27 protein-coding genes are annotated in these 26,867 nt (G+C 66.2%); 14 read left to right on the forward strand and 13 right to left on the reverse strand.

Translation table 11 applies throughout. The annotated features are described in order from the left end of the window. Positions 1–64: 64 nt before the first annotated feature. Entirely contained in the window at positions 65–1,003 is a 939-nt protein-coding gene (locus NG701_RS12555; RefSeq protein WP_252567916.1) for a PfkB family carbohydrate kinase, read from the forward strand. Positions 1,004–1,048: 45 nt separating this feature from the next. Here the strand turns inward: NG701_RS12555 and NG701_RS12560 are convergent, their stop codons facing one another. Continuing rightward, entirely contained in the window at positions 1,049–1,963 is a 915-nt protein-coding gene (locus NG701_RS12560; protein WP_252567918.1) for a YdeI/OmpD-associated family protein, read from the reverse strand. 156 nt (positions 1,964–2,119) lie between these two features. After that, a complete protein-coding gene (locus NG701_RS12565; RefSeq protein ID WP_252567919.1) occupies positions 2,120–3,304 on the reverse strand; it encodes an ABC transporter substrate-binding protein in 1,185 nt (394 codons plus the stop codon). Positions 3,305–3,520: 216 nt separating this feature from the next. Between NG701_RS12565 and NG701_RS12570 the strand changes: the two genes are divergently transcribed. From NG701_RS12570 to NG701_RS12580, 3 genes are all read left to right on the forward strand, one after another. Then, on the forward strand, positions 3,521–4,339 hold the full coding sequence (locus tag NG701_RS12570; RefSeq protein ID WP_252567921.1) for an HAD family hydrolase: 819 nt from the start codon (positions 3,521–3,523) through the stop codon (positions 4,337–4,339). 104 nt (positions 4,340–4,443) lie between these two features. Then, on the forward strand, positions 4,444–4,692 hold the full coding sequence (locus tag NG701_RS12575) for a hypothetical protein (protein WP_104060210.1): 249 nt from the start codon (positions 4,444–4,446) through the stop codon (positions 4,690–4,692). A gap of 27 nt (positions 4,693–4,719) precedes the next feature. Next, on the forward strand, positions 4,720–5,526 hold the full coding sequence (locus NG701_RS12580; RefSeq protein ID WP_374208686.1) for a glycerophosphodiester phosphodiesterase family protein: 807 nt from the start codon (positions 4,720–4,722) through the stop codon (positions 5,524–5,526). A 73-nt stretch (positions 5,527–5,599) separates the two neighbouring features. On the opposite strand, the gene NG701_RS12585 is transcribed toward NG701_RS12580, so the two are convergent. From NG701_RS12585 to NG701_RS12595, 3 genes are all read right to left on the reverse strand, one after another. Further along, a complete protein-coding gene (locus tag NG701_RS12585; RefSeq protein WP_252567923.1) occupies positions 5,600–6,559 on the reverse strand; it encodes an EAL domain-containing protein in 960 nt (319 codons plus the stop codon). Between the two features lie 270 nt (positions 6,560–6,829). Continuing rightward, positions 6,830–8,368: a putative bifunctional diguanylate cyclase/phosphodiesterase gene (locus tag NG701_RS12590; protein ID WP_252567925.1), complete on the reverse strand. Its 1,539-nt coding sequence runs from the start codon at positions 8,366–8,368 to the stop codon at positions 6,830–6,832. A gap of 20 nt (positions 8,369–8,388) precedes the next feature. After that, a complete protein-coding gene (locus tag NG701_RS12595) occupies positions 8,389–10,014 on the reverse strand; it encodes a sensor histidine kinase (protein WP_252567927.1) in 1,626 nt (541 codons plus the stop codon). A 134-nt stretch (positions 10,015–10,148) separates the two neighbouring features. On the opposite strand from NG701_RS12595, the gene NG701_RS12600 reads away from it, so the two are divergent. The 3 genes from NG701_RS12600 to NG701_RS12610 all read left to right on the forward strand — a co-directional run bounded on the left by NG701_RS12600 (position 10,149) and on the right by NG701_RS12610 (position 12,611). Then, positions 10,149–10,535, forward strand: a complete 387-nt coding sequence (locus tag NG701_RS12600) for a DUF7793 family protein (RefSeq protein WP_252567929.1) — start codon at positions 10,149–10,151, stop codon at positions 10,533–10,535. A gap of 54 nt (positions 10,536–10,589) precedes the next feature. Beyond that, positions 10,590–11,414, forward strand: a complete 825-nt coding sequence (locus tag NG701_RS12605; protein ID WP_252567931.1) for a class I SAM-dependent methyltransferase — start codon at positions 10,590–10,592, stop codon at positions 11,412–11,414. A 72-nt stretch (positions 11,415–11,486) separates the two neighbouring features. After that, the gene (locus NG701_RS12610) at positions 11,487–12,611 is read left to right on the forward strand and encodes a glycerate kinase (protein WP_252567933.1); all 1,125 of its coding nucleotides are present in this window, start codon (positions 11,487–11,489) and stop codon (positions 12,609–12,611) included. Between the two features lie 70 nt (positions 12,612–12,681). On the opposite strand, the gene NG701_RS12615 is transcribed toward NG701_RS12610, so the two are convergent. After that, on the reverse strand, positions 12,682–13,344 hold the full coding sequence (locus NG701_RS12615; protein WP_252567934.1) for a DUF6766 family protein: 663 nt from the start codon (positions 13,342–13,344) through the stop codon (positions 12,682–12,684). 50 nt (positions 13,345–13,394) lie between these two features. Continuing rightward, positions 13,395–13,889, reverse strand: a complete 495-nt coding sequence (locus NG701_RS12620) for a DUF6328 family protein (protein ID WP_252567936.1) — start codon at positions 13,887–13,889, stop codon at positions 13,395–13,397. A gap of 186 nt (positions 13,890–14,075) precedes the next feature. On the opposite strand from NG701_RS12620, the gene NG701_RS12625 reads away from it, so the two are divergent. The 4 genes from NG701_RS12625 to NG701_RS12640 all read left to right on the forward strand — a co-directional run bounded on the left by NG701_RS12625 (position 14,076) and on the right by NG701_RS12640 (position 17,334). After that, the gene (locus NG701_RS12625; protein ID WP_252567938.1) at positions 14,076–14,975 is read left to right on the forward strand and encodes an SDR family oxidoreductase; all 900 of its coding nucleotides are present in this window, start codon (positions 14,076–14,078) and stop codon (positions 14,973–14,975) included. Positions 14,976–15,017: 42 nt separating this feature from the next. Further along, positions 15,018–15,533 carry a hypothetical protein gene (locus NG701_RS12630; RefSeq protein ID WP_252567940.1) on the forward strand — a complete coding sequence of 172 codons (516 nt, stop codon included), beginning with the start codon at positions 15,018–15,020 and terminating at the stop codon, positions 15,531–15,533. Between the two features lie 122 nt (positions 15,534–15,655). After that, positions 15,656–16,474: a GAF domain-containing protein gene (locus NG701_RS12635; protein ID WP_252567942.1), complete on the forward strand. Its 819-nt coding sequence runs from the start codon at positions 15,656–15,658 to the stop codon at positions 16,472–16,474. Next, entirely contained in the window at positions 16,471–17,334 is an 864-nt protein-coding gene (locus NG701_RS12640) for an SGNH/GDSL hydrolase family protein (RefSeq protein WP_252567944.1), read from the forward strand. Before NG701_RS12635 ends, NG701_RS12640 begins: the two co-directional genes overlap by 4 nt. A gap of 42 nt (positions 17,335–17,376) precedes the next feature. Here the strand turns inward: NG701_RS12640 and NG701_RS12645 are convergent, their stop codons facing one another. Both NG701_RS12645 and NG701_RS12650 read right to left on the reverse strand, forming a co-directional pair. Continuing rightward, positions 17,377–18,729, reverse strand: coding sequence for a uracil-xanthine permease family protein (locus tag NG701_RS12645; RefSeq protein WP_252567946.1), 1,353 nt, complete (start codon positions 18,727–18,729; stop codon positions 17,377–17,379). Then, entirely contained in the window at positions 18,726–19,727 is a 1,002-nt protein-coding gene (locus tag NG701_RS12650; RefSeq protein WP_252567948.1) for a serine hydrolase domain-containing protein, read from the reverse strand. The genes NG701_RS12645 and NG701_RS12650 overlap by 4 nt, the downstream gene beginning before the upstream one ends. 233 nt (positions 19,728–19,960) lie before the next feature. On the opposite strand from NG701_RS12650, the gene NG701_RS12655 reads away from it, so the two are divergent. After that, positions 19,961–20,566, forward strand: coding sequence for a malonic semialdehyde reductase (locus NG701_RS12655; RefSeq protein WP_056347654.1), 606 nt, complete (start codon positions 19,961–19,963; stop codon positions 20,564–20,566). 117 nt (positions 20,567–20,683) lie between these two features. On the opposite strand, the gene pgm is transcribed toward NG701_RS12655, so the two are convergent. Continuing rightward, positions 20,684–22,342: a phosphoglucomutase (alpha-D-glucose-1,6-bisphosphate-dependent) gene (gene pgm / locus NG701_RS12660; RefSeq protein WP_252567950.1), complete on the reverse strand. Its 1,659-nt coding sequence runs from the start codon at positions 22,340–22,342 to the stop codon at positions 20,684–20,686. Between the two features lie 287 nt (positions 22,343–22,629). On the opposite strand from pgm, the gene NG701_RS12665 reads away from it, so the two are divergent. Together NG701_RS12665 and NG701_RS12670 are read left to right on the forward strand one after the other, a co-directional pair. Next, the gene (locus NG701_RS12665; RefSeq protein ID WP_252567951.1) at positions 22,630–23,541 is read left to right on the forward strand and encodes a nuclease-related domain-containing protein; all 912 of its coding nucleotides are present in this window, start codon (positions 22,630–22,632) and stop codon (positions 23,539–23,541) included. A 78-nt stretch (positions 23,542–23,619) separates the two neighbouring features. Next, a complete protein-coding gene (locus NG701_RS12670; RefSeq protein WP_252567953.1) occupies positions 23,620–24,216 on the forward strand; it encodes a DUF4190 domain-containing protein in 597 nt (198 codons plus the stop codon). A gap of 91 nt (positions 24,217–24,307) precedes the next feature. Here the strand turns inward: NG701_RS12670 and NG701_RS12675 are convergent, their stop codons facing one another. The 3 genes from NG701_RS12675 to NG701_RS12685 all read right to left on the reverse strand — a co-directional run bounded on the left by NG701_RS12675 (position 24,308) and on the right by NG701_RS12685 (position 26,785). Then, a complete protein-coding gene (locus NG701_RS12675) occupies positions 24,308–24,511 on the reverse strand; it encodes a hypothetical protein (protein WP_252567955.1) in 204 nt (67 codons plus the stop codon). Between the two features lie 83 nt (positions 24,512–24,594). Beyond that, positions 24,595–26,049, reverse strand: coding sequence for an amidase (locus tag NG701_RS12680; RefSeq protein WP_252567957.1), 1,455 nt, complete (start codon positions 26,047–26,049; stop codon positions 24,595–24,597). Beyond that, positions 26,042–26,785, reverse strand: coding sequence for a Type 1 glutamine amidotransferase-like domain-containing protein (locus NG701_RS12685; RefSeq protein WP_252567959.1), 744 nt, complete (start codon positions 26,783–26,785; stop codon positions 26,042–26,044). Before NG701_RS12685 ends, NG701_RS12680 begins: the two co-directional genes overlap by 8 nt. Positions 26,786–26,867: the final 82 nt, after the last annotated feature.

Genomic DNA, 26,867 nt, shown 5'->3' on the forward strand with positions numbered 1-26,867 from the left:
CTCCATGGTAGGGGACACGTAACACGCGTGTGTAGGCGGGCGCATGTCTGGCAGAGTTATGACCATGCTCACAGTTATTGGCGAAGGCCTTGTTGACGTTGTCCAGCGCGCCTCCGGAATCGAAGCCCACGTGGGCGGCAGTCCGCTTAACGTCGCGGTGGGCCTGGCCCGCCTTGACCATCCCGTGCAGTTCGTTGGCCGCTACGGCCGTGATGCCTATGGGGATTCGGTGGCGGCGCACCTGCGCTCCAGTTCGGTCATGCTGCCGCTGGGCCCCGACGAGCTGCCTACCAGCGTGGCCACCGCCGTAATTGACGACGACGGCGCCGCCACCTACACGTTCGACCTCGCCTGGGAGCTTCCCGGCCTGGCGGACCGCCTCGCCTTTATGCTCCAGGGAACCACCCTGCTGCACACCGGCTCCATCGCCACGATGCTGGCGCCGGGCGCCGCGGCGGTGCTGGCCGCCGTCGAGCACGCCCACCCCGCCGCCACCATCAGCTTCGATCCCAACTGCCGGCCCAGCATCATCACCGACGTGGTTTATGCGCGGACGCAGGCGGAGAAGTTTGTCACCCTCTCGGACGTGGTCAAGGCCTCGGACGAGGACCTGGAGTGGCTGTACCCGGGTGTGGATGTGCTGGAATCGGCGCGGCGTTGGCTGTCGCTGGGCGGTTCCGAGGGGCCGGCTTTGGTGGTTGTCACGCGCGGTGCGGCCGGACCGTGGGGCATTACGGCCGCCGGTGAAGCTGCCATTGACGCGCCTCGCGTGGAAGTGGCTGACACCGTGGGTGCCGGTGACTCCTTTATGGCCGCGCTGCTATCGGGGATCGTGGACCGCGGCCTGGACGGCGCGCAGAACCGGAAGGACCTGCGCGAACTTCCGGCCGAGGGCCTGGCCGAACTCCTGGCCCACGCAGCCCGCGCGGCGGCCGTTACGGTTTCCCGCCCGGGCGCCAACCCGCCCACGCGTGCCGAACTGAACGCGGTCCCGGGGGAGTAACGCGGGACGCGACGCCCAGGCCCCGACGTCCAGGCCCCATGACCGCTAGGCCGTCGGGCTGCGCAGATGATCCTGGCAGCCCAGCGCATAGGCCTCACGGAGCCAGGCGGCCAGTTCGCCGGCGACGTCGGATGGCTCGGTCACCCGCACCGTGTAGAGATGCGTGTACGGAGACAGCATCTCGACCCGTCGGAATCTGGGCGACTCAACCCGGCGCGTGAGCCAGAACTCCACATCGAGCCACTTGTTCGCGGGTTTGACCCCGGCGAACCGGACCCGAACCATAAAGGCGACACGGTCCCTGTACGGAACCAGCGTTACCGGACCGATCGCCTCAACCGTCCGGCAAACCACCTCGAACAGCCGGTGAATGCTTTCTGGCCTGTCACGGAACGGCTCGTCGAGGGTGTGCTGTGAGCAGGAATGGTTCATGTTCCGCGTGACAAACTGCCGTCCGCAAGACGGGCAGGTCCACAAGGCGCCGCCGGTGCGCAGGCCCGGCGGCCGGACGTCCTGGCCCTGCACCAGGGCCACGAGCTGCTCAACCCGGCGTGCCCGCGTCGACGGGGTCCGGGCGTCCTCAAGGAAACGCGTCAGCTCCCGCCGGTGCGAAACGGGGAGCTGCCCCCAGCTGTCCGACGCTCCCACCGCTGCGTCCAAGGCGGCAGCCAAATCTCCGGGTGGGATGACCTCGTTGGCGTTGAGCGCTTGAACGTCCACTGTGACCGTTTCCCCGACGCGCACGCCCGTTGCCGTCCGCAGGCCGCCGGAAAGATACAGGACGTGCCGACCGGACCTGACTGGCGTCACCGTGGCATTGAACTCCGTGCCCCTGAGCGTGCCGGTCACCCTGATCCGGCCATGCTCGGCAAGCGGCAGCAGCTCAGCCGCAGCTGCCGTCAGGACGTCCACGAACGGATTGGGACCCCGCAGCCGAACGGTGGCGGTGAAGCGAACCATACGGTCATTATCGACCCGGCCGGTCGGCTCGAAAAGGAACCCCGCGGGTTGAACGCGGCCCCGGCGGAGTACGTGGGTTCTGCCTCATCGACTGCTCCGTAGGCGCCGTTTTGAGGGGTCAAAAGGGCGCCTACGGAGCAACCGATGAGGTCCTGGCTACTCCTTGCCGAGCCTGGCCGCGGACGTCTTCTGCCCGGTGACCTCGTTGAGGGCCGTCAGGTCAAAGATGCCGTTGATGTCCGCCTGCTTGGTGGTGCCGGCTTCCACGCCGTCCTTGAGCAGCTTGGGGTAGGTTCCGGCGAGCGGATCCACAGTGAAGACGATGTTCTTCAGGGAACGCTCGATCACGTCGGCCTTGAGTTCGGCGCCAGCCGCTTCCTTGAGGGCAGCGTTGATGACGCTGGCCTTCTCGGCTGCAGCCGCGCTGTTCAGCCAGTCAACGGACTTAGCATGGCCCTTAAGGAGCGCCTTTACGGTGTCCGGGTGCTCGGCAGCGAACTTCTTGTTCACAATCAGGATGGTGGTGGGGAACTCGCCCGCCTTGCCGGAGAGTGAGCCGTCCCAGAGGTCCTTTTCGTCCACCAGGACCTTGGCCCCGGCGGTCAGCACCAGGCGGGACGCCCACGGCTCAGGCAACCACGCGCCGTCGAGCTTTCCGTCCTGGAACAGTTTCAGCGTCTGGGCGTTTTCGGTGGGGTTGATGGCCACGTCGCCGCTGCCGTCCACGTTGGTTTTGTAGCCCCGGGTGGCGAGCCAGGCGCGGAGCGCCACGTCCTGCGTGCCGCCGAGCTGCGGCGAGGCGAGCGTCTTGCCCTTCAGGTCCGCGGCGGAGGTGATTTCCGGCTTGACCACCAGCTGCGCACCACCGGCGGCCGCTCCGGCAATGATGCTGATGGACTCCCCGCCGCTCTTGACGAACGAGTTGATGGCCGGGTTCGGGCCGATGTAGGTGGCGTCGATGGCTCCGGCGTTCAGGGCCTCAATCGCGGCGGGCCCGGCGTTGAAGACCTGCGTGCTCAGTTTGGTATCGCCCAGCTCCTTGGGGATGTAGCCCTGGCTGACACCCACCAACGCGGTTGCGTGCGTTACGTTGCCGAAATAGCCGAGCTTAAGCTCTGCTGCCGGGTTGCCGGCCGGGGCGGCAGAGGACGCTGCGGAGGTGCCGGCGTCGTTGCCGGAGAAGGCCGATGCCACGGCCACGCCGCCGCCGACCAAGGCCAGAATGCCAGCTACGATGCCGATCTTCAGGCCGAGCGGACGCTTCGGAGCGGAAGCCTGGCCGGCCACGATGCGGGTGGCGGCCGGTTGGTTTTGCGGAGTGTTATCCGGGGGAGTTGTCACGGTATTTCCTTTGCTTGCGGAAGATGTTGAAGATGAAGTTACGGACGGCCCCCACGCCCCACAACGGCACCGGACACGGACGTTCACGCAACGACGTGCAGGCTCAACAGAACGTAGCGCGGCGTCAAAAAACGTCGCCGGGCGACTCCAACAGGCCAGCCCCAGGGACGAAGCTTCACGGCCCGGGAAGCCTCCTGCCCCACGTAGACTGGCAGGATGCGGCTGGTAGCAAGTGATATTGACGGAACGATTCTTGGGCACGACGGAAAGATCAGCGACCGCACCGTCCGGGCCTTCCACGCCTGCCGGGACGCTGGCATCGAGCTCGTTTTTGTCACTGGCCGCCCGCCGCGCTGGCTCCACCCGCTGGAGGAACAGCTTGGCCACACCGGCACGGTCATCTGCTCCAACGGCGCCGTGGTGTGGGACCTCGAAGCGGACCGGCTGGTTTCCGCCCGGACGCTGGGCATGGACGCGGTGCTGGAACTGCGGCGGATCATCAAGGAACTGCGCCCGGCCGCTCTCTTCGCCGCGGAAACGCTGACCGGATTCCATCTCGAGCCCGGTTTCATCGAGAACGGTTCCAGCGAGCTGCTGGTCGAATTTACCCCCGCCCCGCTGGCCGAAACGCTCACCCCGGACGACGCCGTCGTGAAGTTCCTGGCGATTGTCAGGGATGGCACCGCGGACGACTTCCTGGCCGCGGTGCGGCCTGCCGTCGCCCATCTGGCGTCCGCCACGCACTCCGCGCCCACCGTGGCGATGCTGGAACTGTCCCTCCCCGGCGTCAACAAGGCCGTCACCCTGGCCGAATACGCCAACTCCCTGTCCATTGACGCGGCCGACGTCGTGGCGTTCGGGGACATGCCCAACGACGTCGAGATGCTGCGCTGGGCAGGCCACGGGTACGCCATGGCCAGCGGCCATCCGGACGCCATCAGCGCCGCCGGGCAGCAGGCACCCCACTTTGACGACGACGGCGTGGCCCAGGTTCTCGAGGCCAGGCTCGCGGCGCTGGGCGTAGAGCTGTCCTGACCCCCGGCTCTGTAGCCGGAAATTCACAGCTTCCGCTCACCTTCCGTTCACGTTTGCCGCCTACCGTGGGCTACGGATACACATCCGCGGCTAAAGGGGAAGTCATGGCAAGGAACGGCAACCAACGCGCGGCCGAAGCGCCGCTGCGCCCGGCAGAGCCGGCAGCGCACTGGAAGGCACTGAAAGAGGGCGACCGCGTGCGCGTCCGCCTCACCCAGGGATACGAAACCAGCGGTTTCGTGGACGCCATCACCTGGGACCACACCGCTGTGTGGGTGGATCTGGACAACGGCCACGGCCGCACACTGCTGCACTGCAGTGACGGCGTGGAGATTGTGCCGCAGGACACATAGCCCAGCGGCTCCGGTACGCTCGCAAACGTGACTGAGCCGTTTTTTGATGCTTCCGGCGGTGCTGCCCGTCCCTCGCATCCCATTGCCATGGCCCACCGCGGATTCTCGCGGGAGGGGCTGGAGAACTCGATGGCCGCCTTCCGGGCCGCCGCCGAACTTGGCTATGTGTACCTCGAGACGGATGTGCACACCACCTCCGATGGCGTGCTGCTGCTCTTCCACGACGACACCCTGGACCGGGTCACTGACGGCCGTGGCCGGATTTCCGAGCTGACCGCCACAGAGGTTTCCACCGCGCGGATCGGCGGGCGCGAGCCCGTGCCGCTCTTCGATGACCTGCTGATGGCCTTCCCGGCCGCCCGGCTGAACCTGGACGTCAAAGACTGGAACTCCGTGCAAAGCCTTGCCGCCGGCATCGAACGGCACGGCGCGCATGACCGGGTCCTGGTGGCCAGTTTTTCAGACCGCCGACGCCGGGCGGTGCTGAAGCTGCTGAGCCGTCCGGTGGTGTCGTCGGCAGGGATGGTGACGAACGCGCTGTTCGTCCTGTTGGGTCCGGTGCTTCCGGCCGCGTGGCTGCGCTATGTGCTGCGGGGTCCGTTGCGGGATATCCAGGCGCTGCAGGTTCCGGTCCGGTACGGGGCGATCCGCGTGGTGACGCCTGCCTATGTGCGGCGGGCGCACGCCCTGGGCCTGGTGGTCCATGTGTGGACCATCAACCATCCCGCTGAGATGCACCGGTTGCTGGACCTGGGCGTGGACGGGATCGTGACCGACCGCGCGGATCTGCTGAAGCAGGTCCTGCAGGAGCGAGGCGAGTGGCCCGGCAGCTGACCCGGATTCGAGCCTGCTGTTTTCGAGCGTGCCGGCACGCGCTGTGCCGCCGTATGCCGCCGCGTGGTCTACGTCAGTCGGAGCCGCCGGAACCGTCGGGACCGTGATCGGCTGCGGCGGCGAGGTGGCGGAACCCATCGGGGTCGAGCGGCGTATTCCATGCCGCCCAATCCTTCGGCCGCACTGAGGGCCGGCCCAGCAGGTAGCCCTGGCCGGCGCTGAAGCCCAACTCGGTGAGGACCATCAGTTCCTCGGTGGTTTCAACACCTTCGGCCACAAGAACACTGCCGATCTGCTCCGCGAAGTCCACCAGGCACGCGGCCAGGGCGTGCTGGGAGGTATCCGTGTCCACGCCGCTGATCACATTCCTGCCCAGCTTGATGAAGTCGGGCCGCAGATGGAGCATCCGGCTCAGGGCGCCGGCGCCGGGGTGTGAATCATCGATTGCAATGCGCAGCCCGCGTTCCCGGAGCGGCGTAATTGCGGAAACGAAATGCGAGTATTCCTCGTCCGGAATTCCGTCTGTTAATTCGAGCACAATGCGGTCTATTGGCAGCTCGATGTGGTCAAACAATTCGGGCAGCCGGGGATCCAGGCATGACGTGGGGGAGATGTTCAGGGAGACATAGAGATGCGGGGGGAGTTTCGCGGCAGCGGCGGCTGCGGATGCGAGGGCCGAGAATTCCAGGTTGGCGCCCAAGCCAACGGCGGCAGCCTCGGCGAACCAGAGTTCCGCGCTTGCGCCGTCGTCGCTGACAAAGCGCGACAACGCCTCTACGCCCACAACGGCCTTGGACTCGAGGCCGTAGATGGGCTGGAACGCGGTCATCAGCATCTGGTTTTCCAGCAGCGCGCTGATCCGTGACAGGCTGCGCAGGGAGTCCAGCTGCTCGGCCACCTGTGGCGGCATGGCGCTGAGAGGCTGCGGGAAGCGCGCGGTGTCGGGCGTATCCGCCTCGGTGGTGTCCTGTTGCCGGCGTTCCAGAAGATATTCGAGCAGGGCCCGTTCCGGCATGCCGGGGTTTTCCCCCAAGCGGTTGCTAAGGCGCTGACGTATTGCCGCCCCGGCAGGATCGGAATCCGCCAAAACCGCCGCAATAACTCCCCAAGCTTGTACCCGAACCGTCATTAGCAACGCCCCCAGTTGACGAAGTAATGGCTCCTTGGACCCTTTATTTTCAAATTTCCAGATGCCTTCGGAATTCGCTACTTCTGATTAATGCCGATCTTCCTGGCCTCGAAGAATCGGATACCGCAACTTGATGGTATATCGGGATGATCAAAAAGCGCAGCCCTTAATCGATCAACCTCTACTACTTTCGGAAGAAGTTTCCGCCAGCAGCGCAGGAATCCGTTCGGGCGGGACGGGTTTGCTGAAGAAATAGCCCTGTGCGCTGAGGCACCCGAGGTTCCGGAGATGCTCGGCCTGTTCCGCTGTTTCCACGCCTTCCCACACGGCTTCGAGCCCGCAGGCGCGCACCAACTGCAGGACTGCAGCCACCAGTGCCGGCTGGCTGGGGTCTGTGCCCAGGCCCTCGATCAGGGACCGGTCCACTTTGACCCGGTCCACGGGGAGCCGGCGCAGGTAGCTGATGGAGGAGTATCCGGTACCGAAGTCGTCGATCTCGATCCCGACCCCCAGCCCGCGCAGCCCGCCCAGGGAATACCGGTCCAGTTCGTTGCCCCTGACGATGGCCGCTTCGGTCAGCTCCAGGACAACCTGCTCGGGACGGACGCCTGTCTGCTTGAGCACGGCGCGGACGTCCTCGATGAACTGCAGGCTCTGCAGATCCGTTGCGGAGATGTTGATCCGGACGGAAAACCGGCTGTCCACCAGGTCGGCATCAATCCAGGTGCGTAGCTGGCCTACAGCGGTGCCGAGCACCCACAGACCCAGTTCGGAGATCAGGCCGGCATCTTCTGCCAGCGGGATGAACTCGTCCGGCATGATGCGGCCGCGGGTGGGGTGGTCCCAGCGGATCAGGGCTTCCACCCCTTCAATGCGGCCGGTGCCCAGTTCAACCACGGGCTGGTAGTGCAGTACCAGCCCGTTGCCCTTGATGGCGGCCCGGAGATCCTCCAGGAGTTGGCTGCGGAGCCTGCGGATGAGCAGGAGCCCGGGTTCGAAGACGTGGAGCCGGTTCTGGCCCTCGGCTTTGGAGGCGTACATGGCCACATCGGCCTCCATCAGCATGTCCTCGGCCCTCTGCCCGGCCGCCCCGACGCTGAGTCCTACGCTCGCCCCGCAGTGGACGGTCCGGTCAGGCAGGTCGATGGGTTCCTTGATGGCTGCCAGGATGCGCTGGCCTACGACGGCGGCCTGGTCGGCGCCCGTGGCCGGCATAACGATGGCGAACTCGTCCCCGCCCAGCCGGGCAACCACGTCGCTGGTCCGGACGGCGCTGCGGATGCGTTGCGCCACGGTGATCAGGACCTGATCGCCGGCAGTGTGACCGAGGGTGTCGTTGATGGATTTGAAGGCGTCAAGGTCAAGGAGGAGGATGACGGGCTGGCTGAGGGGATCGCCGTCGTGGTCCTGGGCGGACTTCAGCGCGGACAGAAGCGCCGAGCGGTTGGCGAGGCCGGTGAGGGGATCCTGCATGGCCATCATCTGCATTTCGCGGTGGGCTTCGTGCAGCAGCTGTGTGCGGACCTCAACACGCTGCTCAAGCTCTTCGTAGATGATCTGCAGGTCCTCGGCCAGGAGGTTGGTGCCCATGATGATGGCGTCGAGCTCGTCCCGGGCCGGCGATACTTCTATCCGCGACTGGAGGTCTCCGGAGGCGAGCCGGACGATGCCATCGAGCAGCTGGGAGAGCCTGGGGTCATCGTCAGCGAACATCTGGTGCCTCCTTTTCGGGTTCAGGTTCCGTGGGACGCGTGGGCTCCAAGGCGGAGGTTCACGGTGACAGTGGTGCCAACGCCCAGCTCCGAGGTTACGTCAATGCGGCCGCCGTGGCGTTGGACGATGTCCTGCGTGATGGCGAGCCCAAGTCCGGTGCCCGGAACCGCCCCGGACATCGCGTTCGAGGCGCGGTAGAAGCGGGTGAAGATGTGGGCTATCTCGTCGCTGGAGATCCCCATCCCGGTGTCCGAGACGCTGACCGTCGCCCAGCGGGTGCCGTCTGCATCTGCCCGCGTCAGGCTGACGACATCGATCTGTCCGCCGCCGGGGGTGAACTTGATGGCATTGGAGACCAGATTCGTGAAAACCTGCTGCAGCTGAACCTCATCGGCCAGGATTTCCTGATCCTCCGATGCGGGGGCCATCACAATGGCGACGTTCTGCACTTTCGCGAGCGGCCTGAGCGCAGCGGTGACGATCTCCAGAGTCCGAGCCAGCCGGACAGGGGTCAGGTGCAGCGGGCTTTGTTCATGCCCGTTGCGGGAAACGCTCAGCATGTCTTCGATCAGCAACCGCAGCCGTTCGGTGTTCCTGACCACGATGTCCAGCATCTGGTGGACCTCGCTGGACACGGGATCGGTCGTTTTCTCCTGGATCATGTCCAGGTACGCCATGATCGATGTCAGCGGCGTGCGGAGCTCATGGTTGACGGTGGCCAGGAAGTCTGTTTTGGCTTTGTCCAGCTGCTGGAGCTGCTTGACCACCTGCTGCTGGCTGGTGATCAGGTGGCTTTGGATCAGGCCGTGGGCGGTATTGCCGGCCACGTGCTGGATCAGTGCCAGCTCGGCCCGCGACCATTCCCTGGGCGAGTTAAGCAGGGCGATCCAGATAATTCCCAAGGACGAGCTGCCCTCCCCCATCGGGACGGCCACGGATGCGGCTGCGCGCAGTTTCGCGAGTTCGGCCGGCAGTTGGACGTCGCCGGTGCCCAGCGGTGCGAACGCTCCGTCGGCCGTCAGGGCTTCAGCCCGCGACCACAGCACGTCGGCCGTCCTGCGCACCGGGGCTTCGTCCGTGAACAATCGTTCGGGCAGCGGAGCCAGGCCGGGCCGCTGCCACTGGGCGGTGATGGGTGGCACCCTGTCGTCGTCGAATGTGGTCAGCCAGACGCGGTCCGCGCCGAACGTCTCGCCGAACCCCCTGACCACAAAGTCGGCGATCTGTTGCGGATGGTTGGTTCCGCGGACCGCCGCGGATACCTGCCGCAGCCTTTCGCGGAGCGTCTCCGCTTCCTGCCGCGCTTCATTCCGGCGGGAGACCAGGTTGATCAGGGCTGTGGCGCGGTGGACGAGTTCCTTGGCAGCAGGCGGCTTGGCGATGGAGTCCCGTACGCCGGCATGCTCCACTGACTTGACCTCTGCCGGGCTGTCGAGATCCACGAGGACCAGCACAGGGGCGGTCGCGTCGACGTCGGAGAGTGAACTGTCCAGGATCAGGACGGAGGGCTCGCGCTGGTCCAGAAGCGCCGACAGGCTGGCGGCGTCGCCGGCAGTGTTGACCGTGAAGCCCGCCGCCTCCAGTGCCGCCGTGGTGAATTCCCGGCGCCCGGCGTCGGGGTCCGCAACGACAGCCAGGTATGGCACGGTTGCGAAATGTGGTGTGTTCGCTGGCAAACCTGCCCCCTTCGCTCCTGAGTGAGCACCCGCTTGCTCCTGACTGAGTACATTGTAGGGTGGCGGAGCACACCTGTTCCTATAAGAATGCGCGGAGGGTAATCGTGACGAGTCAGCCTGCAGAAGCAGCCAAGGCGGACCTGACGCTGGATGGACAGGGTGTTATCCAGCTGAAGTGGCCGCGGGGTGTGTCCATCACGGAATCCGACGCCGAGGCGGCCATGCAGAAGGTTAATGACCTGTGTGGGGCCCGCCGACACCCCATGCTGGTGGATATGGCCGCCACGGCCCAGGTCAGCCGGGGAGCCCGTGCCGTTTTTGGCCGCCCCTGCCAGGCCTCCCGCATTGCGCTACTGGGGGCGTCGCCGGTTGACAAAGTACTGGCCAACTTCATCCTGGGCATCAACAAACTGCCCTGCCCCACGCGGTTCTTTACGTCCCGAGACGACGCCATGGCCTGGCTGCTGAAGGAGCCCGCGGCCACAGCCTGAACGGACCAGCCCGGCCAAACGGCCGCGGCGTGTTTGGCGTCCTATATTTGTACGATGTCATCCCCAGCGAAACCGGTGCTAGCCGCCTTGCGGAAGTACCTGATCCTGCCCAAACTGATCAGGCTGTCCTGGTCGGCTCCGAAGAACAGGACCATGGCCTGGGACAGGTATTGGGCCGGAATCGCCAGGACGGGCGCCCGGAGTGACGTGCTGTGGGACTCGGGCACTGACCACGAACTGCTGGGCTACCGGGACGTCCTGCAGCGGCACTTCGATCCCAGCCTTCCCGTGGTGGATGTGGGGTGCGGGCACGGCGCCTTCAGCCGCGCGCTGACAGCGTTTTCACCCCAGGTCCTGGGCGTTGACGTGTCTGCGAACGCGGTGGCCCGTGCCCGGGACGAATCGGCGGGCGTTGAGGGTGTCAGCTACCTGGCCCGTGACATGACCGAGCTGGGGGCGGCTTCCGGGCTGGTGGGATCCACGGATGCCAACGTCTTTGTCCGTGGCGTGCTGCATGTCCTGACCCCGGCCGATCAGGCCGCGCTTCTGGAAAATCTGAGGGAGCTCGTGGGCGCCCGTGGCACAGTCTTCCTGGCGGAGACGAACTTCCAGGGCAATCCGGTGGAGTATGTCGCCCACCTGGGTGCGTCACTGCGGAGCATCCCGGCCGCGCTGGAGCTGGCGATCCGGAAACTGCCCATGCCGGGCCACTTCGGACCGGAGGAGCTCGCCCGTGTGATGCCGAAGGACCGGTGGACGCTGGTGGAGGACGGGGCCGCCACCATCGAGACGAACCCGCTGATGGACGCTGCGGGGAACAGCCGCGTACCGGGCTACTTTGCGGTGCTCAAGCCCAAGGATCCCGACGCCGACCGGTAGGGGGCGTCCCGTGCTGTCCGCATGCCGGATTGGGCAAGCGCTTTCCTGGACTTGGCTGGCATGATGGACGGCATGCGCATTCTCATTGCTCCGGACAAGTTCAAGGGCTCGCTCACCGCCGCGGAGGCCGCCGCCGCCATCGCCGAAGGTGCGCTGCGCGTCTACCCGGACGCTGTCGCCAACCAGTTTCCAATCGCCGACGGCGGTGAAGGAACCCTGGAGGCTGCCTTTTCGGCCGGCTACGAGGAGCGGCTCAACGCCGTCGTGGGTCCCATCCTCGCCCCCGTGGGCGCCGCCTGGGCCATCCGGAAGAACGCCGGTGGCGGTGCTACCGCCGTCATCGAGACGGCGCAGGCCTCCGGCCTGGCCGAGATGGAGCCCACCCCCGCCAACGCCCTGCGGGCCCACAGCTACGGCTGCGGACAGCTGATCGCCGCGGCCCTCGACGCCGGAGCCACCGAGATTGTGCTGGGTCTGGGCGGATCGGCCATGACCGACGGCGGCAGCGGGGCCCTGCGCGCGCTGGGCCTCAAGCCGCTGGACGCCGCCGGCAACGTTGTCCCGCTGGGCGGCGGATCACTCGCCGACGTCGCAGCCTTGGACACCACCGGACTGGACCCGCGCCTGTCCGCCGTCTCTTTCAGGATCGCCGTGGACGTCCAGAACCCGCTCTATGGCCACACAGGCGCGGCCCACGTCTTCGGGGCCCAGAAGGGCGCCGACGACGAGGCAATGGAAGAGCTCGACGCCGGTCTCCGCAACTGGGCGTCCGTGCTCCGCGAGGCCACTGACCGGGACGTCAACATCCCGGGCGCCGGGGCGGCGGGCGGCTTCCCGGCGTCGTTCCTTGCCTTCACCAACGCCCGGCTGGAAGGCGGGTTCGAGCTCGTCGCCGGGCTCACCGGCCTCGCGGGCCAACTGGACAACGCGGACCTGGTGATCACCGGCGAGGGTTCCATGGACTCGCAGTCGCTGACCGGCAAGGCCCCCATCGCGCTCGCTGACGCAGCCCGGGAGCGCGGGATCCCGGTGATCGTGGTGGCGGGGCGGATCCTGGTCACGCCCGAGGACCTGGCCAGCCACGGCGTGGTAGCCGCAGCGCAGCTGCTGGATGTCGCGGCCAGCCCGGAAGACGCCGTCGCCAACGCCGCAAAATACCTGGCCTGGGCCACCAGCCAGGTCCTGGAAGGCGCCTGAAGCCCGCCCCCCCGGCGGCAAGCGCCCCCAGCGGCACCGGGCTTACTGCGGCGGCCTAGGCGCGCGCTGCTCAGGCCCCGGTCTCGTAATGCGGCTCGGCCACCGGCTTGGACTCCGGTGAGCCCTTTTCACGGAGGTAGACGGAGGCGCCCACCAGGACCGCCACGGCGAGGAATTCGCTTTGCCAGTTCTGGAAGGATTCGAACCAGAACCTGCTGGTGGCCAAGTACTGCAGCACGGTGATGGCGGGCTGGCCGTGGGTTTGCTGCTCCTCGTTGTAGGCCGACGTTCCGCCGGCGGCGTGCAGGCTGAACGAGGCAACAAACAGCAGCAGCAGGAGTATGGACAGGGAGTGTTCATACAGCTTCAGCACCAGGCCGCCGCGCTTCACCGGCCACGGCGTGGCCTTACTGATGGTGGCATCGCGCGGATCTTGGTCCTGCGGCGCAGCCTTGCCCACGGGCTTGGATTCGGAGGACCCCTTCTGGAAAAGGAACACGGTCAGGATCACGTACATGGCCATCTGCAGGAACTCGGATTCCCAGTTTTCAAACGTGGCCTCCACAAAATTGCCCGTAGACAGGTACTCCAGAACCGAGACTCCCGGCTGCCCGTGGGCCGCCTGGTCCTCGCTGTACGCGGCAGCTCCGGAGAGGATCATGCCAACAAAAAACGCCAGGAACAGTCCGGCGTTGGCGAGCAAAAGCCCGTGTTCCTTGGCCCACGTGCGCATGTGCACTCCTTCGAATGGATCCCCTGCAGCTTGCTGGCTTGTTGGCCTGGTTATTGTTCGGCTGCGCGTTTATTGAGCCGCAGCGGGACGTAGACCAGCAGCACCAGAAGGACCGCCAGCAGGATTCCGCCGGCGGTCAGGCCGGCGGTGCGGCCCGCTGTCACGTCGAAGACCAGGGCGGCTGTCCCGACACTGAGCATCCCCACGCAGGCCAAGGCAATTTTGGTAATGGTGTCTGCGCTGGAGACCAGGGTTTCCTTGAGCCTTTGGCGGAAGAGTCGGCGGTGGACGCTGACGGGAAGCAGGATAAAGGCGGTGGTCAGCGTCGCGATCACCACGTTGACGAGGTAGAGGCCCACCTGGAAATTGTCCAGGTCCTCGAACCGCTGTTGGAACGGCAGCGTCAGGAGAAAACCGGCTAGGATCTGGACCCCGGTCTGCAGCACCCGGAGTTCCTGCAGCAACTCAGCCCAGTTCCGGTCAAGCTGCTCCTCGCGGGTTTCATTCCGGCCGGTGCTGCCGGTGAAGTCCTCCACATCCGACATGTTTCTCCTTGCTCCGGGGCTAGGCGTGTGCTCCAAAACTAGGCGGAAGTTCCGCCAAGGGCAACGTTTGCTAAGTTTACTGATTATTTCCTCCGGGCGATGGACTTGCTCCTCCGGGCGGGATAGTTTCGAAGTGCCGGTGCCGGCCGGAGCCCTTCGAAAACCGATTCAATGAAGAGGTGGACTATGAGCGACACGCAGAAACGGACAGACACGCCCACAGACCCCCGGGACGGCTATCACTCCGGGCCGTTTCCGAAGCAGGAACAGAAGCAACCGGGACTCACCGCGCCTATGGATCCCAAGCCGGATCATGGCGAACTCAGCTACCAAGGGCGCGGCGCGCTGCAGGGTAAGGCCGCGCTCATCACCGGCGGCGACTCCGGGATCGGCAAGGCGGCGGCCATCGCGTTCGCCCGCGAGGGGGCCGACGTCGCAATTTCCTACCTTCCGGAAGAAGAGGAAGATGCCCAGGACACGGCCGCCTGGATCCGCAAAGCGGGCCAGCGCGCGCTGCTGCTGGCCGGGGACGGACGGGAGGAGGAATTCAGCACCCGGATCGTCGCTGATGCCGTGGCTGAATTCGGCGGTCTGGACGTGGTGGTGCTCAACGCCGCCTACCAGAAGAACCGCGAGAGTTTCGAGTCCCTTCCTACCGAGGAATTTGACCGCGTCTTCAAGACCAATCTCTATTCCTTGATCTGGACGGCCCGGGCCGCGGTTCCGCACCTGAAAGCCGGCGCCTCGATCATTACTACGGCTTCCATCCAGGCCTTTAAACCGTCGCCGGGGCTGATCGACTACGCCATGACCAAGGCGGCGCAGGTTGCCTTCACCAAGGCAATGGCCCAGGAACTCGGACCAAAGGGAATTCGCGTCAACGCCGTGGCCCCCGGTCCCATCTGGACCCCGCTGATCCCGGCCACGGAATGGCCGGACAAGCTGCCCACCTTCGGGCAGGACACGCCGTTGCAGCGCGCGGGTCAGCCGGCGGAACTCGCCGCGGCTTATGTGCTGCTCGCGTCCGATCAGGGATCCTACATCTCGGGGGCAGTGCTGCCGGTGACCGGCGGCAAGGGCCTGTAGCGAAGTCTGCACGTCAGATTCACATCCACAACAGGAGGAACCATGAGTCAGGACAACCAGCGCACGGAACCGGACGAGGAAGTGGGCGGCTACGGCACGCCGACGGCGGAACAGGAGGTGGGCGGCGCGGAGAACAAGCAGGTCGCCCAGCCCCGCGACGAAGAGGACTTTGATGCCGCCGGCCTGAACCAGAACAGCCCCGACGGTGAAACATTCGCCACGGGCACGCCCAATCTCAGCCACTTCGATGAGGAGGACAAGGACAGTGCCGGCGAGCCGGGTGCCGGCCGTTTCGGCGGCACCGATGACCAGCATCATGCCGAAAGTGACACGAACGATCCCGGCTTCGAGCCGGGCGAACCGCCTATCCCGCGCGACGCCGACGTGCCCTCCGCCGAGGCGGAGATCAACGACGCCAACGCCGATTCGCAGGGTTCTGAACCCTTCTCGTCGGAATCCGGACAGGATGCTGCCGGCCTGCCGGACGGCAGCGGAACCGACCACGCCAAAGACAAATCACCGAAGGACGACGGCGACGCAAGTTTCGACGCCGGGTAAGCACTGATCTATGCCCGACTGCGGTTTTTATGTGGCTGGACCACACCCTGGGGGCCTTCGCCGGACGTATCCTAGAAGCAGGTTTTGCAGTGGGCCACGCGTTTCGAACCTAGGCGTGGAACATGGCCGCGGAGACACCGGGAGAGCCGGGCTGGGAATCGCTTCCCGCCCCCCAGGATGTGGTGTTCGACAGCACGGATGTTGAAGACTTCCTTGCTGCGGTCACCCGCGAGTTCATGCGTGACATCGACGGCGATTCCCGCGGGATCAGCTGGGCTGCCACCTTCTTCCGCCCTGGCTCTGCCCGGACCGCCGCCGCCGGCACCCCCGCGGCCCGCGCGGCAGACGAAGAACAGTGCTCGTTTGCCGACGGACCCGTACTGGAGGCCGTACGCACGGGGGATTTTGTGCACCTGGCCGACGTCGCCCGCGACCGGCGATGGCCGGGCTATGCCAGTGCTGCCGCGGACCACGGCGTCAGGTCGCTGCTGTCCATGCCCATTGCGGCCGCTGCCGGATGGAGCGCCGCACTGAGCCTCTACGCGTCCACTCCCCACGCCTTCACCAGCGAGGACATCATCAGGACGCGCCGGTATGCGCGGCAAGTGGCCCGGTCGCTGTGGATGGTGGTGCGGGTGGCGGAGCGGGCCGAAGCCGGCGCGCAACTGGCGTTAGCCCAAAGCTCCATGGTGCTTATGGACCTGGCAGTGAGCACCCTCAAATCCGATTACGGGCTCGGCCATGAGGCGGCCCTGCAGTACCTCCGGACCGTCGCGCGGCACACCCGCCAGGGGCTTCGCGAGACCGCCCTGAATATTGTGGCTGCCTCGCGCCCGGACCCTGCCGGACGTGGCCAGGAAAACGCCCCTTTCCGGGGACTCACTGGAATTGAAACCTCCTCCCTCAGCGAGGGACCCTACAAAACAGGGAGCACGGCATGAACGTCTGGAAACAGGACATTGCAGCCAAGAACACCGCTGTGGAACCGGCGCCCCACCCATGGCACCGGCTCGTGGCACTGGGCGATTCCTTTACCGAGGGGATCGGGGATCCCGAGCCGCGCAGCGAGGGTGGTTTGCGCGGCTGGGCGGACCGTGTGGCCGAGGAGCTCAGTGCGAACCAGTCTGATTTCGCCTACGCCAACCTTGCCGTCCGGGGCCTGCTGGTACAGCAGATCCTCGACCACCAGCTTGCCGCGGCGGTCGCCCTGAAACCCGACCTGGTCACGCTCTCCGCCGGCGGTAACGACATTGTTTTCCGGCGCAGCGATCCTGACCGGCTCGCAGAAAAAATCGACGACGGTGTGGCACAACTGGCAAGGTCCGGCGCCACCGTGGTCCTCTTTGCCGGGCCGGACTGGGGTTCGACGCCTGTCTTTAGCCAGATCCGCGGCAAAGTGGCCATCTTCAATGAGAACCTCCACGCGGTGGCGGCCCGCCATGAGGCGGTCATGGTTGACCTGTGGTTCCTGCGCGAACTGTCGAACCCGGGCATGTGGGATCCGGACCGGCTGCACTTCTCACCGCTGGGGCACCACACCATCGCCGCGGCCGTGCTGAAGGCCCTGGGTGTCCCGCACACGCTGGAGCCGCTGGCGCCCAAGCCGCCGCTGCCCCGCAGTTGGAAGGAAGCCAGGACCGAGGACCTCATCTGGGCGCGGGAATACCTGGTTCCATGGGTGATCCGGCAACTGAAGCACCCCGCAGAAGCGGAGCTGACCGCCAAGCGTCCCGAGCCGCAGCCGGTCTTCGGCATCGGAACCCCGCCCGGACCATTCATCGGCGGCGGTCACGCGGCCTGACGCAGGCGTCTGAGGCAACCGCCGGACGCAGGTGCGGACGGGTCAGCGCTTCTTCTGCGCGCGTTTCGCTGCTGCGTTGACGGCTGCCTTGACGGCGGGAGGCAGGCCCGCCTGCTCCGTTTCCGGTTCGGTCACCGAGCCGCGGACCTTCGCGATGGCTTTCATGCCGTGGTACATCACCAGGGCGGCGGCTGAGCCTAGGGCGATGCCCGTGAATGTTAGTTCCCCGATGGTCCACGTGTAGTCGGCAATGCCGATGATCAGGGCGACGGCGGCCGTGGTCAGGTTCACGGGGTTGGAGAAGTTCACCTTGTTCTGCACCCAGATCTTGACGCCCAGGATGCCGATCATGCCGTAGAGCATGGTGGCGGCGCCGCCCAGCACGCCCGGAGGGACCGTTGCAATCAATTCGCCGAATTTCGGCGAGAAACTCAGCACAATGGCAAAGACGCCGGCAACCCAGTACGCCGCCGTCGAATAGACCTTGGTGGCCGCCATAACGCCGATGTTCTCCGCGTAAGTGGTGGTGCCGGAGCCGCCGCCGATGCCGGCGAGGACCGTGGCGGCACCGTCGGCCATCAGCGCGCGGCCGGAGACGCCGTCGAGGTTCTGGCCGGTCATGGCCGCCACGGACTTCACGTGCCCGATGTTTTCGGCCACGAGGACCAGTACCACGGGCACAAAGAGGCCAAGCACGCCCACGTGGAACTCGGGGGTCTGGAAGTGCGGGAGGCCGAGCCAGGCGGCGGCTTCCATTTTTTCGTAGCTCACTTCGCCGCGCAGCATGGCCACGAGGTAGCCCACCACTACGCCCACGAGGATGCTGAGCCGGCCGACGATTCCGCGGAAAAGAACGCTGACCAGGATGATGGTGGCCAGCGTGATCACGGCGGTGACGGGGGCGGCGTCGAAGTTCATTTTCGCCGCGGGCGCAAGGTTCAGGCCGATCAGCGCCACGATGGCGCCGGTGACGATGGGTGGCATCAGCCGGTTGATCCAGCCCGCGCCGAACTTCTGCACGATCGCACCGATCAGGGCCAGTGCGACGCCGGCGAGCACCACTCCGCCCAGCGCGCCGGGCACGCCGAACTGCTGCTGGGACGCCATGATGGGCGCGATAAACGCGAAGCTGGAGCCGAGATAGCTGGGCACACGCCCCTTGGTGATGACCAGGAACAGCAGCGTGCCGATGCCGGAGAAGAAGAGGGTGGTGGCCGGCGGCATTCCGGTAATGATGGGCACCAGGAAGGTGGCTCCGAACATGGCTACGACGTGCTGCATGCCCACGCCGATGGTCAGAGGCCAGGCCAGCCGCTCATCCGGAGCAACCACGTGGCCGGGCTTAATCGATTTGCCGGTGCCGTGGAGCTTCCATTTCATTCCGAGCATGCTCATGGTCGGGGCCTTTCAAAGGGGGTTGCCGCTGGGGCTGGGATCTTCCGGTGCAACAATACCGCGCGCCCGGTCCGGGTTAAGCAAGTGCTATCGAGTGCCTTCCTCGCGATCCTCATTACTTCCCAGGCCAGCTCATTGCTGGGCGCGTAGGCGGTGAGGTTTAGCGGTCCAGGTGGATGCGCCAGGTTAATGGTGAGCCCGGCCAGGTACGCCGTGTCCAGCCGAACGCCGTCGATAGTGATGAAGCCATGGTCCATGTTTGCGGGTGCCGGGCCGGGGCCGGTCATATGCGTGCCGGTCAGCTTGTGGGGGTCGATAATGTCTGACCGGAAGATCTGGGCGATGGGCTGGCCGCGCAGGCGCTGCACCATGAGGCCAAGGGCAATGTAGTTCGCGTTGGCGTACAGCATGCGGTCGCCGGGCGTCAGCACCCAGGGCACGCTGGCTGTCAGGGCAAGAATTTCTTCAGCCGTGATGGGCTGCGTCAGCGCCTGCTGCAGGGTGCGCGACGTCAACTGCGTGTCGTGATAGTTGGGCGTGCCGCTCGTGTGCCGCAGGAGATGCTCCACCGTGACAGGGCCTGGCGGCTTCATCAGGCTGTCGAATTCGGGGAGGTGCCTCCCAGCCGGACCTTGGAGCTGGATGATGCCTTCCTCCACCAGTTTCAGGACCGAAACGGCAACCATGGATTTGGTGAAGCTGGCGACGTGGACCGGGTCGGTGACCTCGGCCGGCGTCGACGTTTCAAGGCTGCGGACCCCGCCTGCCGACGAAAAGGTCTCGCCATCGATCCGCGCCTCGATCAGGACTGCCGGGGCTCCGAGGTCCAGCATCCTTTTGCTGAATTCCTCCAGGATGGTCCGGTATGTCACGGACGCTCGGGTGACCTGGACAGGCGCCGGCGGCGCCGCTATGCAGCCCGTCAGCACTACTGCCACGATGGCGGCCAGAACGGCTGAGAACCGGACCGGTGATGGGCGCTTCCTAGGCTCCGACATGTCTTCACGTCCCTGCTGGGGTCGGGCGGCGCAGGGAGCACGATCAGGCAGGCTGCGCCTGTACTGCCCATGTTCCTCAGGCTCTCTGGAGGGGTCAATCGGAATTCCCGCCTCCGCTGTGGTGAACGTCACCTGTGTATTGGGAAGACGTCCGGCCTGCTTGAAGTTACAACTATGGAAAGCAGACCGCCGGCCCATCGATTGCGATGAGCTGGCCCAGCGAAAGGTACGCCATGACTATTGCCCACGAAGAAGCGGTTATCGATTCGGCCGCCGTCGACGCCATTTTTGCCGAGGCCCGCACGGCCAACTCCTTCACCGGTGAGGTGACCGAGGACCAGGCCCGCGCCATCTACGAGCTCACCAAGTTCGGCCCCACGGCTTTCAACTCCCAGCCCCTCCGCGTGACCTACGTCCGCTCGGACGAGGCCCGCGCCACGCTGGTCGACGCCCTGATGCCCGGCAACAAGGCCAAGACCGCCTCCGCGCCGCTGGTTGCCATCCTCAGCTACGACACCGCCTGGGCCGAGCAGTGGGACAACTTCCTCCCCGAGTACAACGCTCCGAAGGCCATGTATGACGCCGCCCCGGACCTGGCCGCGTCCACCGGCAACAACAACGCCCACCTGCAGGCCGGCTACTTCATCCTGGCCGTCCGGTCCCTCGGCCTCGCAGCCGGCCCGATGACCGGAGCCGACTTCGGCGCCATCGACGCCGCGTTCTTCCCGGCCGGCGACCAGAAGAGCTTCCTGGTGGTCAACATCGGCCAGGCCGGCGCAGACGCCTGGGGCGCAGCGAAGCCCAAGTTCAGCTACGAGGACGTTGTCCGCACCGTCTAACGCTCTCTCACTTTTCGCAGCTTAAACGCCGACGCTCTCTCACTTTCCTGAGGAAAGTGAGAGAGCGTCGGTCATTTAAGCGCATTTAGTGAGAGAGCGTTCGTATTTCTCGGCAGGCTAGGCGATGACGCCGTCCACCAGCGCCTTGGCTTCCGCCTGGACCTGCTTGAGGTGCTCCTCGCCCTTGAAGGACTCGGCGTAGATCTTGTAGACGTCCTCGGTCCCGGACGGGCGCGCGGCGAACCAGGCGTTCTCCGTAACCACCTTGAGCCCTCCGATGGACGCGCCGTTGCCGGGCGCCTCGGTCAGCTTGGCCGTGATGGTTTCGCCAGCCAGTTCAGTTGCAGTGACGTCCGACGGCGAGAGCTTGCCGAGTGCCGCCTTCTGCTCCCGCGTGGCTGCTGCATCAATGCGCGCGTAGACCGGGGCGCCGAACTGGTCGGTCAGGCCCTTGTACAGCTGGGACGGTGACTTGCCCGTAACGGCGGTGATCTCGGAGGCCAGCAGCGCCAGCAGGATGCCGTCCTTGTCGGTGGTCCAGACGCTGCCGTCCAGCTTGTTAAAGGAAGCGCCGGCAGATTCCTCGCCGCCGAACGCGCCTTCGCCGGACAGCAGCCCCGGCACAAACCACTTGAAGCCCACGGGGACCTCAATCAGTTTGCGGCCCAGGCTTTCCGCCACCCGGTCGATGATCGAGGACGAAACCAGGGTCTTGCCCACCACCGAGTTGGGGTTCCAGCCGCTGCGGTTGCGGTAGAGGTAATCGATGGCGACGGCGAGGTAGTGGTTCGGGTTCATCAGGCCACCGTCGGGGGTCACGATCCCGTGCCGATCGGCGTCGGCGTCGTTGCCGGTGGCGACGTCGAACGCGGCTGAACTGCCGCCGTCGGACATCCTGTTGATCAGGGAAGCCATGGCGAACGGCGAGGAGCAGTCCATCCGGATCTTCTCGTCCCAGTCCAGGGTCATGAACGCCCACTGGGGATCCACGGTGGGGTTCACCACGGTCAGGTCCAGGTGGTGGCGCTCGCCGATCTCGCCCCAGTAATCCACTGCAGCCCCGCCCATGGGGTCGGCGCCGATGCGGACACCGGCCTCGCGGATGGCGTCCAGGTTCAACACAGACGGGAGGTCGTCAACGTAGCTGCTGAGGAAATCGAACTTGCCGGTGCTGTCCGCGGCCAGGGCGTCGGAGACGGGGACGCGCTTCACGCCCCGCAGGTCGTTTTCGAGGAGTTCGTTGGCGCGGTTGGCGATCCAGCCCGTGGCGTCGGAATCGGCCGGGCCGCCGTGCGGAGGGTTGTACTTGAAGCCGCCGTCTCCGGGCGGGTTGTGGCTGGGCGTGACCACAATGCCGTCCGCTTCCGGAGTGCCGGGCTGGCGGTTGTTGTTGTATTTGAGGATGGCGTGGCTCAGTGCCGGTGTGGGGGTGTAGCCGTGCCGCGCGTCGATCAGCACGTGTACGCCGTTGGCTGCGAGAACCTCCAGGGCGGAGTTCTGCGCCGGCTCGCTGAGGGCGTGGGTGTCCTTCGCCAGGAAAAGCGGGCCGGTGATGCCCTGCCCGGCGCGGTATTCCACGATTGCCTGCGTGATCGCGACGATATGTTTTTCGTTGAACGACGCCTTGAGGCTCGAGCCGCGGTGCCCGGAAGTGCCGAACGCCACGCGCTGGCCGGGATCACCCAGATCCGGCGTGATGTCGTAATACGCGTCGAGGAGCGCAGTGATGTCAACAAGGTCCTGGGGTTGGGCAACTGTGCCCGCGCGGCTAGCCATGGCACCAGCATGCCAGACGTGGGCTGGAGTCAAAACGCGCGGTCCATAATCCGGTCCCTATGACGCGGAAAAGTCCCCGCCGGACGCTTGGCAGCAAGTAGCTAAAGCAAGTACTCGCCCCAAAAGTACCTATATACCGGCTCCCCGCGACGCTGCTACGTTCGGAAAACTCAGGAATGAATGCTCGACGGCGGGGAGCGCCGCCGTCGGGCTCTGCAGTAAGTGTCTGGCACTGCAGTAAGTCGCACACTGCAGTGAGTTGGCATGCGGGAGCCAGGGGGTAGGTCATGGGGACAGGAGACGGCGCGGCCGAGCGGTCGAGGCTGGCTGCAGAACGAGTGCAGCGGCTGAAACGCCAGCTCGATCAGGCCGAGCGTGCCACGAAGTCGTGGGATGCCGGTGCGGTTGGCGAGCGGCTCGTGGCGGACAGCCTGAGCGGGCTCATTCCGCACGGCTGGTACCTGCTGAACGATGTGCACTGGCCCGGCCGGCCCAAAGCGAACCTTGACCATGTGCTGGTGGGTCCCGGCGGGGTGGTGGTGGTCGATGCCAAGAACTGGACCGGCGAGGTCCGTGTTTCCGCGGGCGTCCTGTGGCAGGGCCGTTTTGCGAGGACGCAGTCCGTGGACGGGGCGTTGGCGCAGTGCGCCGCCGTCGCGTCCGTGCTGGCGCCGCCCCACCGGCGGTTCGTTCGCCCGTTGATCTGCCTCGCCGGGCAGCCGGGCCTCTTCGGCATCACCAATTCCGACGTCGCCGTTGTAGGTGCCGACCGTGTGGTTGGTGCCGTCCTTGCGCTGCCCCCGGTGCTCAACCAGCAGACGGTGGTGGGCCTGTATGCGCACCTCGGCGAGCAGCTCACGCAGGAATCTGCGGCTGAAAGTCCTGCGGTGAACTCGCTGTCCGTGAAGTCACCGACCGTGAAGCCGGCGGCCGGTCGGCCGGTGGTGCCGCGGCCGCCGGTGGCGGGGCCGCCGCGGTCCGGGCAGGCAGGAGGCCGGCCCGCGCCCCGGCAACTCGCCCCTGGCACCGGCACCGGCGCCGGTACTGGCCGTGGGGCGCGTAGTGGGGCGGGCGGCGGCTCCATACGTGCCAGGAAGTCGAAGGCGCAGCACCACGCCGCCAGCGGAATGACCCCGTTGATGTTCCTGGCTGCCTTTGTGGTTTTTGCTGCCTACGTGCTGCCGTATTGGGGGCGGTAGGACTGGACGGCGGCCGCTGTAGGCCGGTACAGCAGGCGGCTGTAGGCTGGGAAGCGAAGACTTCGAATGGGGAAAACCATGACTGACCAGCCAACTCCGCGCCCTGATTCGCAAGGGTCCGGCGCCCAAGGACCAGGCGATTCGCCGGCAGGCTACGAGCCGCCCCAGTTTGTGCCGCCGCAGGGCCCGAGCATTCCGGCGCCGCCTCTGTATGACCAGAATCAGTACGGCCAGAGCCAGTACGGCACAGGCCAGTACAGCCAGCCGGGCCAGTACAGCCAACCTGGCGCGTACAGCCAGCCCGGGGATCAGTACGGCGCGACGTATGCCCAGCCTGCAGGTCCTTACGGCCAGGGTGCCAGCCCTTATGGCCAGCCGGCGTACGGGCAACCCTCGTACGGCCAGCCTGCCTACTACGGCATGCCGGCGCAGGAGCCCAAGGGCCTGAGCATCGCCAGCATGGTCCTCGGCATTTCCTCGGTCATTCTTGGCTGGTTCATGATTCCGCAGATCGCCGCAATCATCACCGGCCATCTGGCCCTCCGCCGTGAACCCTCTGGCAAGGGCATGTCCATCACCGGGCTGGTCCTGGGCTACCTTTGCCTGCTGGGTTACGGAGCGTTCTGGCTGCTCCTCATCATCGGGCTGACGTACAGCTCCACCTACGGCTACTGAGCGGTCGCAGCCGACCCAGGCTAAGAGACTGCCGGGCAGCGGAAAGGCCCCCGTCAGGGGGCCTTTCTTCAGGTGGGCCTGACTGTCAAAATCAGACTCTCTCGCGCCTGCGCTCAGCGGCCGGTTCCTGGGCTTCGTGGGTCCTCCGGCGACGCGGGAAGGCCCAGAAGGTGAAGTCCTGGGCCGTGTAATGCGGCTCCGGACGGTCCGGCGGTGTTTCCTGGCGCGCTTCGGGTTTCCGGTCGGCTTCCTTCTTGGTACGCCACCCGAAATCCTCCATCGATGAATAGCACATCACAGACCTCCTCATAGTGACTGCCCCTTAATCGTCCTCCGGATCGGCCCCGGAGTCGACACCCAGAGCCGTTCAAACGGGCATCAGAGGCCGAGCTGGGCCGCTACTTGGAGAAGGAGCAGTTCGGATCCCGCCGGCCCCACGAGCTGGATGCCCATCGGGAGGCCATGAGCCGGTTGCCCGCCGGTCCAGTGCACGGGAAAGGTGATGGCAGGCAGGCCGCAGACATTCACCATGGAGGACCACGGGGCGAATTCGCACTGCCGGCGGTAGTCGCCGTCGGCGTCCCCGGGCCATTCTGCTGCCGGCCACGGTTCGTCGCCGTGCGTGGCGCCGGTAAACCAGCCCACGGGGCGTGGCGTCTGCGCCAGGGCCGGCATCAGCATCAGGTCCCAGCCGCCGTACTGCGTGATGGTGTCGCGTTCGAATTGCCTCAGGAACGCCAGTGATTCATTGAGTTTTGCGGCGCTGCGCTGCTGGGCCCGGCGCCTGAACGTGCGGGTCAGCGGGGCCAGAAGCGCTTCGCGGTGCGGACTGATCCGGGCAGTTCCGACGGCGGCGGTCCACGCGGTGGTGAAGGCGTCCGGGTAGCGGTTGTCGTAGCGGATGGCGGCTTCGCTGACGGCGTGCCCGGTATGCTCCAGCATTTCGAGGCCCGTCTGCAGCGCGGCCAAGGCTTCGGGTTCCGGCGTGAACGGAAAGGTGGTGGACCAGGGGCTGTCCAGGGTCAGGCCGATTCGCAGAGGACGCGGTTCGTGTGCCACGGCGTCGAGATAACTGCTGCCAGCGGACGGCGCCAGAGCATCCATCAGGAGGGCCGCGTCGGCTGCGCTGCGGGCCAGGGGCCCCGCCGCCACCAGTCGGGCGGGATCGCCTGAACTTTCGCCCGACGGCACCACGCCGCGGCCGGGTTTGAGGCCCACCAGGCCGCAGGCGGCGGCCGGGATGCGGACGGAACCGCCGCCGTCGGTCCCCGGCGCGAACGGAAGCAGGCCGGCGGCCACGGCGGCAGCGCTGCCTCCCGACGAGCCGCCGGAACTCCGGCTCGGGGCATGGGGATTGCGCGACGGCGGTGCGATGCGGTTTTCGCTGTACGCCGTCTGTCCAAACTCCGGAACCTGCGTCTTGCCCAGTGAGACAACGCCTGCGGCCTTGAGGACTGAGGCCAGGGCGCCGTCGGCGGGCGCCGGTTTGTGGTCAATAGCAGCGCTTCCGTGCGTGGTCACCACGCCGGCGACGTCGGTCAGGTCCTTGAACGCCACCGGCATGCCGTGCAGGAGCGGCAGGCCGTTCGCGCTGCCTCCGTAGTCCCTCGGGGAGTCGTTTCCGAAGTCTTTTCGGAGCTGGACGAACCGGGCATCGGCCGCCGCAGCGTCGGCCATCGCCTGATCTGACGTGACCGTGACAAAGGCGCCCAGCAACGGGTTCTGCTCTGCGATCCGGGCCAGGAAATGGGCTGTGGCTTCCCGCGCTGAGAGCTCTCCGGTGCGGAGCGCATCCCGGAGCCGAACAGCCGGCAGGTCGTGGATGTCAGCCAAGGAAGCGAGGCTCCAGACGCCTCTCGGAAGCGGTGGCTCCATTCTCTCCACCGGCTTCCGCGGTGACGATGTAGGCGCCCTTGCCCCGTACTTCGGCAACCGCTTCCACAAGTTCCGTGCCGTGGTAGACCAGCCCCACGCCGTCGTCCGTGCAGTGCGTTTCCCCCAGCACTCCGTCAGCCACGAGCCGGTGCACCAGCGGGCGCCGCCTTTCCTCTGAGTCGTAATGGACGCCATTGGCGTACGGGAGGAAGGCCAAGCCATTGGTCACGGCACGCAGCTCCGGCCCAAACGAATCAGTGGTGCCGCCCTGGTACCAGCAGATTGATCCGGCCGAAACCCCCGCCAGCACAACTCCGTGCTGCCACACGCGGTGGAGGATGCCGTCCAGCCCGTGGGCACGCCAGACGGCAAGCAGGTTCACCACGGAGCCGCCGTTCACCCACACCACGTCCTGTTCCAGCAGATGCGCCTCCGGGTCTGCGTGGTTTGGCATGGTGAAGAGGTTGAGGTGGCTGAAGTCGAAGCCCGCCAGCCGCGCTGCCTCATCCATTTCCGCATTGAATCCGCGCTGATCCCCTGCGGCCGTACCCACGTGGGTGACCCGCGGCGGCCGTCCGCTGGCTCCGGAAAGCTCGACGGCATAGTGCAGCAGGCGGTCAAACTCCAAGCGTGTTCGAACACCTTGCCTGTAGCCTCCAGACGTGGCCAAAATGGTGGGCTGCTCAGCGGGCAAGGATCCTCCTACGGGTCTTCAACAGCGTAACTTGTCCTGGTTTCGGGAGCGGCGCGATCGGCTGGCGCTAGGCTGAAAGGAG

The organism is Pseudarthrobacter cellobiosi, assembly GCF_023913815.1.
In the GTDB taxonomy this organism is placed as follows: Bacteria; Actinomycetota; Actinomycetes; order Actinomycetales; family Micrococcaceae; genus Arthrobacter; species Arthrobacter cellobiosi.

Excerpts from the sequence above, each read along its gene's own strand:
- NG701_RS12555 (WP_252567916.1), top strand. The coding sequence starts at position 65 with ATGCTCACAGTTATTGGCGAAGGCCTTGTTGACGTTGTCCAGCGCGCC.
- NG701_RS12560 (WP_252567918.1), bottom strand. The coding sequence starts at position 1,963 with ATGGTTCGCTTCACCGCCACCGTTCGGCTGCGGGGTCCCAATCCGTTC.
- NG701_RS12570 (WP_252567921.1), top strand. The coding sequence starts at position 3,521 with ATGCGGCTGGTAGCAAGTGATATTGACGGAACGATTCTTGGGCACGAC.
- NG701_RS12575 (WP_104060210.1), top strand. The coding sequence starts at position 4,444 with ATGGCAAGGAACGGCAACCAACGCGCGGCCGAAGCGCCGCTGCGCCCG.
- NG701_RS12590 (WP_252567925.1), bottom strand. The coding sequence starts at position 8,368 with ATGTTCGCTGACGATGACCCCAGGCTCTCCCAGCTGCTCGATGGCATC.
- NG701_RS12605 (WP_252567931.1), top strand. The coding sequence starts at position 10,590 with ATGTCATCCCCAGCGAAACCGGTGCTAGCCGCCTTGCGGAAGTACCTG.
- NG701_RS12610 (WP_252567933.1), top strand. The coding sequence starts at position 11,487 with ATGCGCATTCTCATTGCTCCGGACAAGTTCAAGGGCTCGCTCACCGCC.
- NG701_RS12615 (WP_252567934.1), bottom strand. The coding sequence starts at position 13,344 with ATGCGCACGTGGGCCAAGGAACACGGGCTTTTGCTCGCCAACGCCGGA.
- NG701_RS12620 (WP_252567936.1), bottom strand. The coding sequence starts at position 13,889 with ATGTCGGATGTGGAGGACTTCACCGGCAGCACCGGCCGGAATGAAACC.
- NG701_RS12625 (WP_252567938.1), top strand. The coding sequence starts at position 14,076 with ATGAGCGACACGCAGAAACGGACAGACACGCCCACAGACCCCCGGGAC.
- NG701_RS12630 (WP_252567940.1), top strand. The coding sequence starts at position 15,018 with ATGAGTCAGGACAACCAGCGCACGGAACCGGACGAGGAAGTGGGCGGC.
- NG701_RS12635 (WP_252567942.1), top strand. The coding sequence starts at position 15,656 with ATGGCCGCGGAGACACCGGGAGAGCCGGGCTGGGAATCGCTTCCCGCC.
- NG701_RS12640 (WP_252567944.1), top strand. The coding sequence starts at position 16,471 with ATGAACGTCTGGAAACAGGACATTGCAGCCAAGAACACCGCTGTGGAA.
- NG701_RS12645 (WP_252567946.1), bottom strand. The coding sequence starts at position 18,729 with ATGAGCATGCTCGGAATGAAATGGAAGCTCCACGGCACCGGCAAATCG.
- NG701_RS12650 (WP_252567948.1), bottom strand. The coding sequence starts at position 19,727 with ATGTCGGAGCCTAGGAAGCGCCCATCACCGGTCCGGTTCTCAGCCGTT.
- NG701_RS12655 (WP_056347654.1), top strand. The coding sequence starts at position 19,961 with ATGACTATTGCCCACGAAGAAGCGGTTATCGATTCGGCCGCCGTCGAC.
- pgm (WP_252567950.1), bottom strand. The coding sequence starts at position 22,342 with ATGGCTAGCCGCGCGGGCACAGTTGCCCAACCCCAGGACCTTGTTGAC.
- NG701_RS12665 (WP_252567951.1), top strand. The coding sequence starts at position 22,630 with ATGGGGACAGGAGACGGCGCGGCCGAGCGGTCGAGGCTGGCTGCAGAA.
- NG701_RS12670 (WP_252567953.1), top strand. The coding sequence starts at position 23,620 with ATGACTGACCAGCCAACTCCGCGCCCTGATTCGCAAGGGTCCGGCGCC.
- NG701_RS12675 (WP_252567955.1), bottom strand. The coding sequence starts at position 24,511 with ATGTGCTATTCATCGATGGAGGATTTCGGGTGGCGTACCAAGAAGGAA.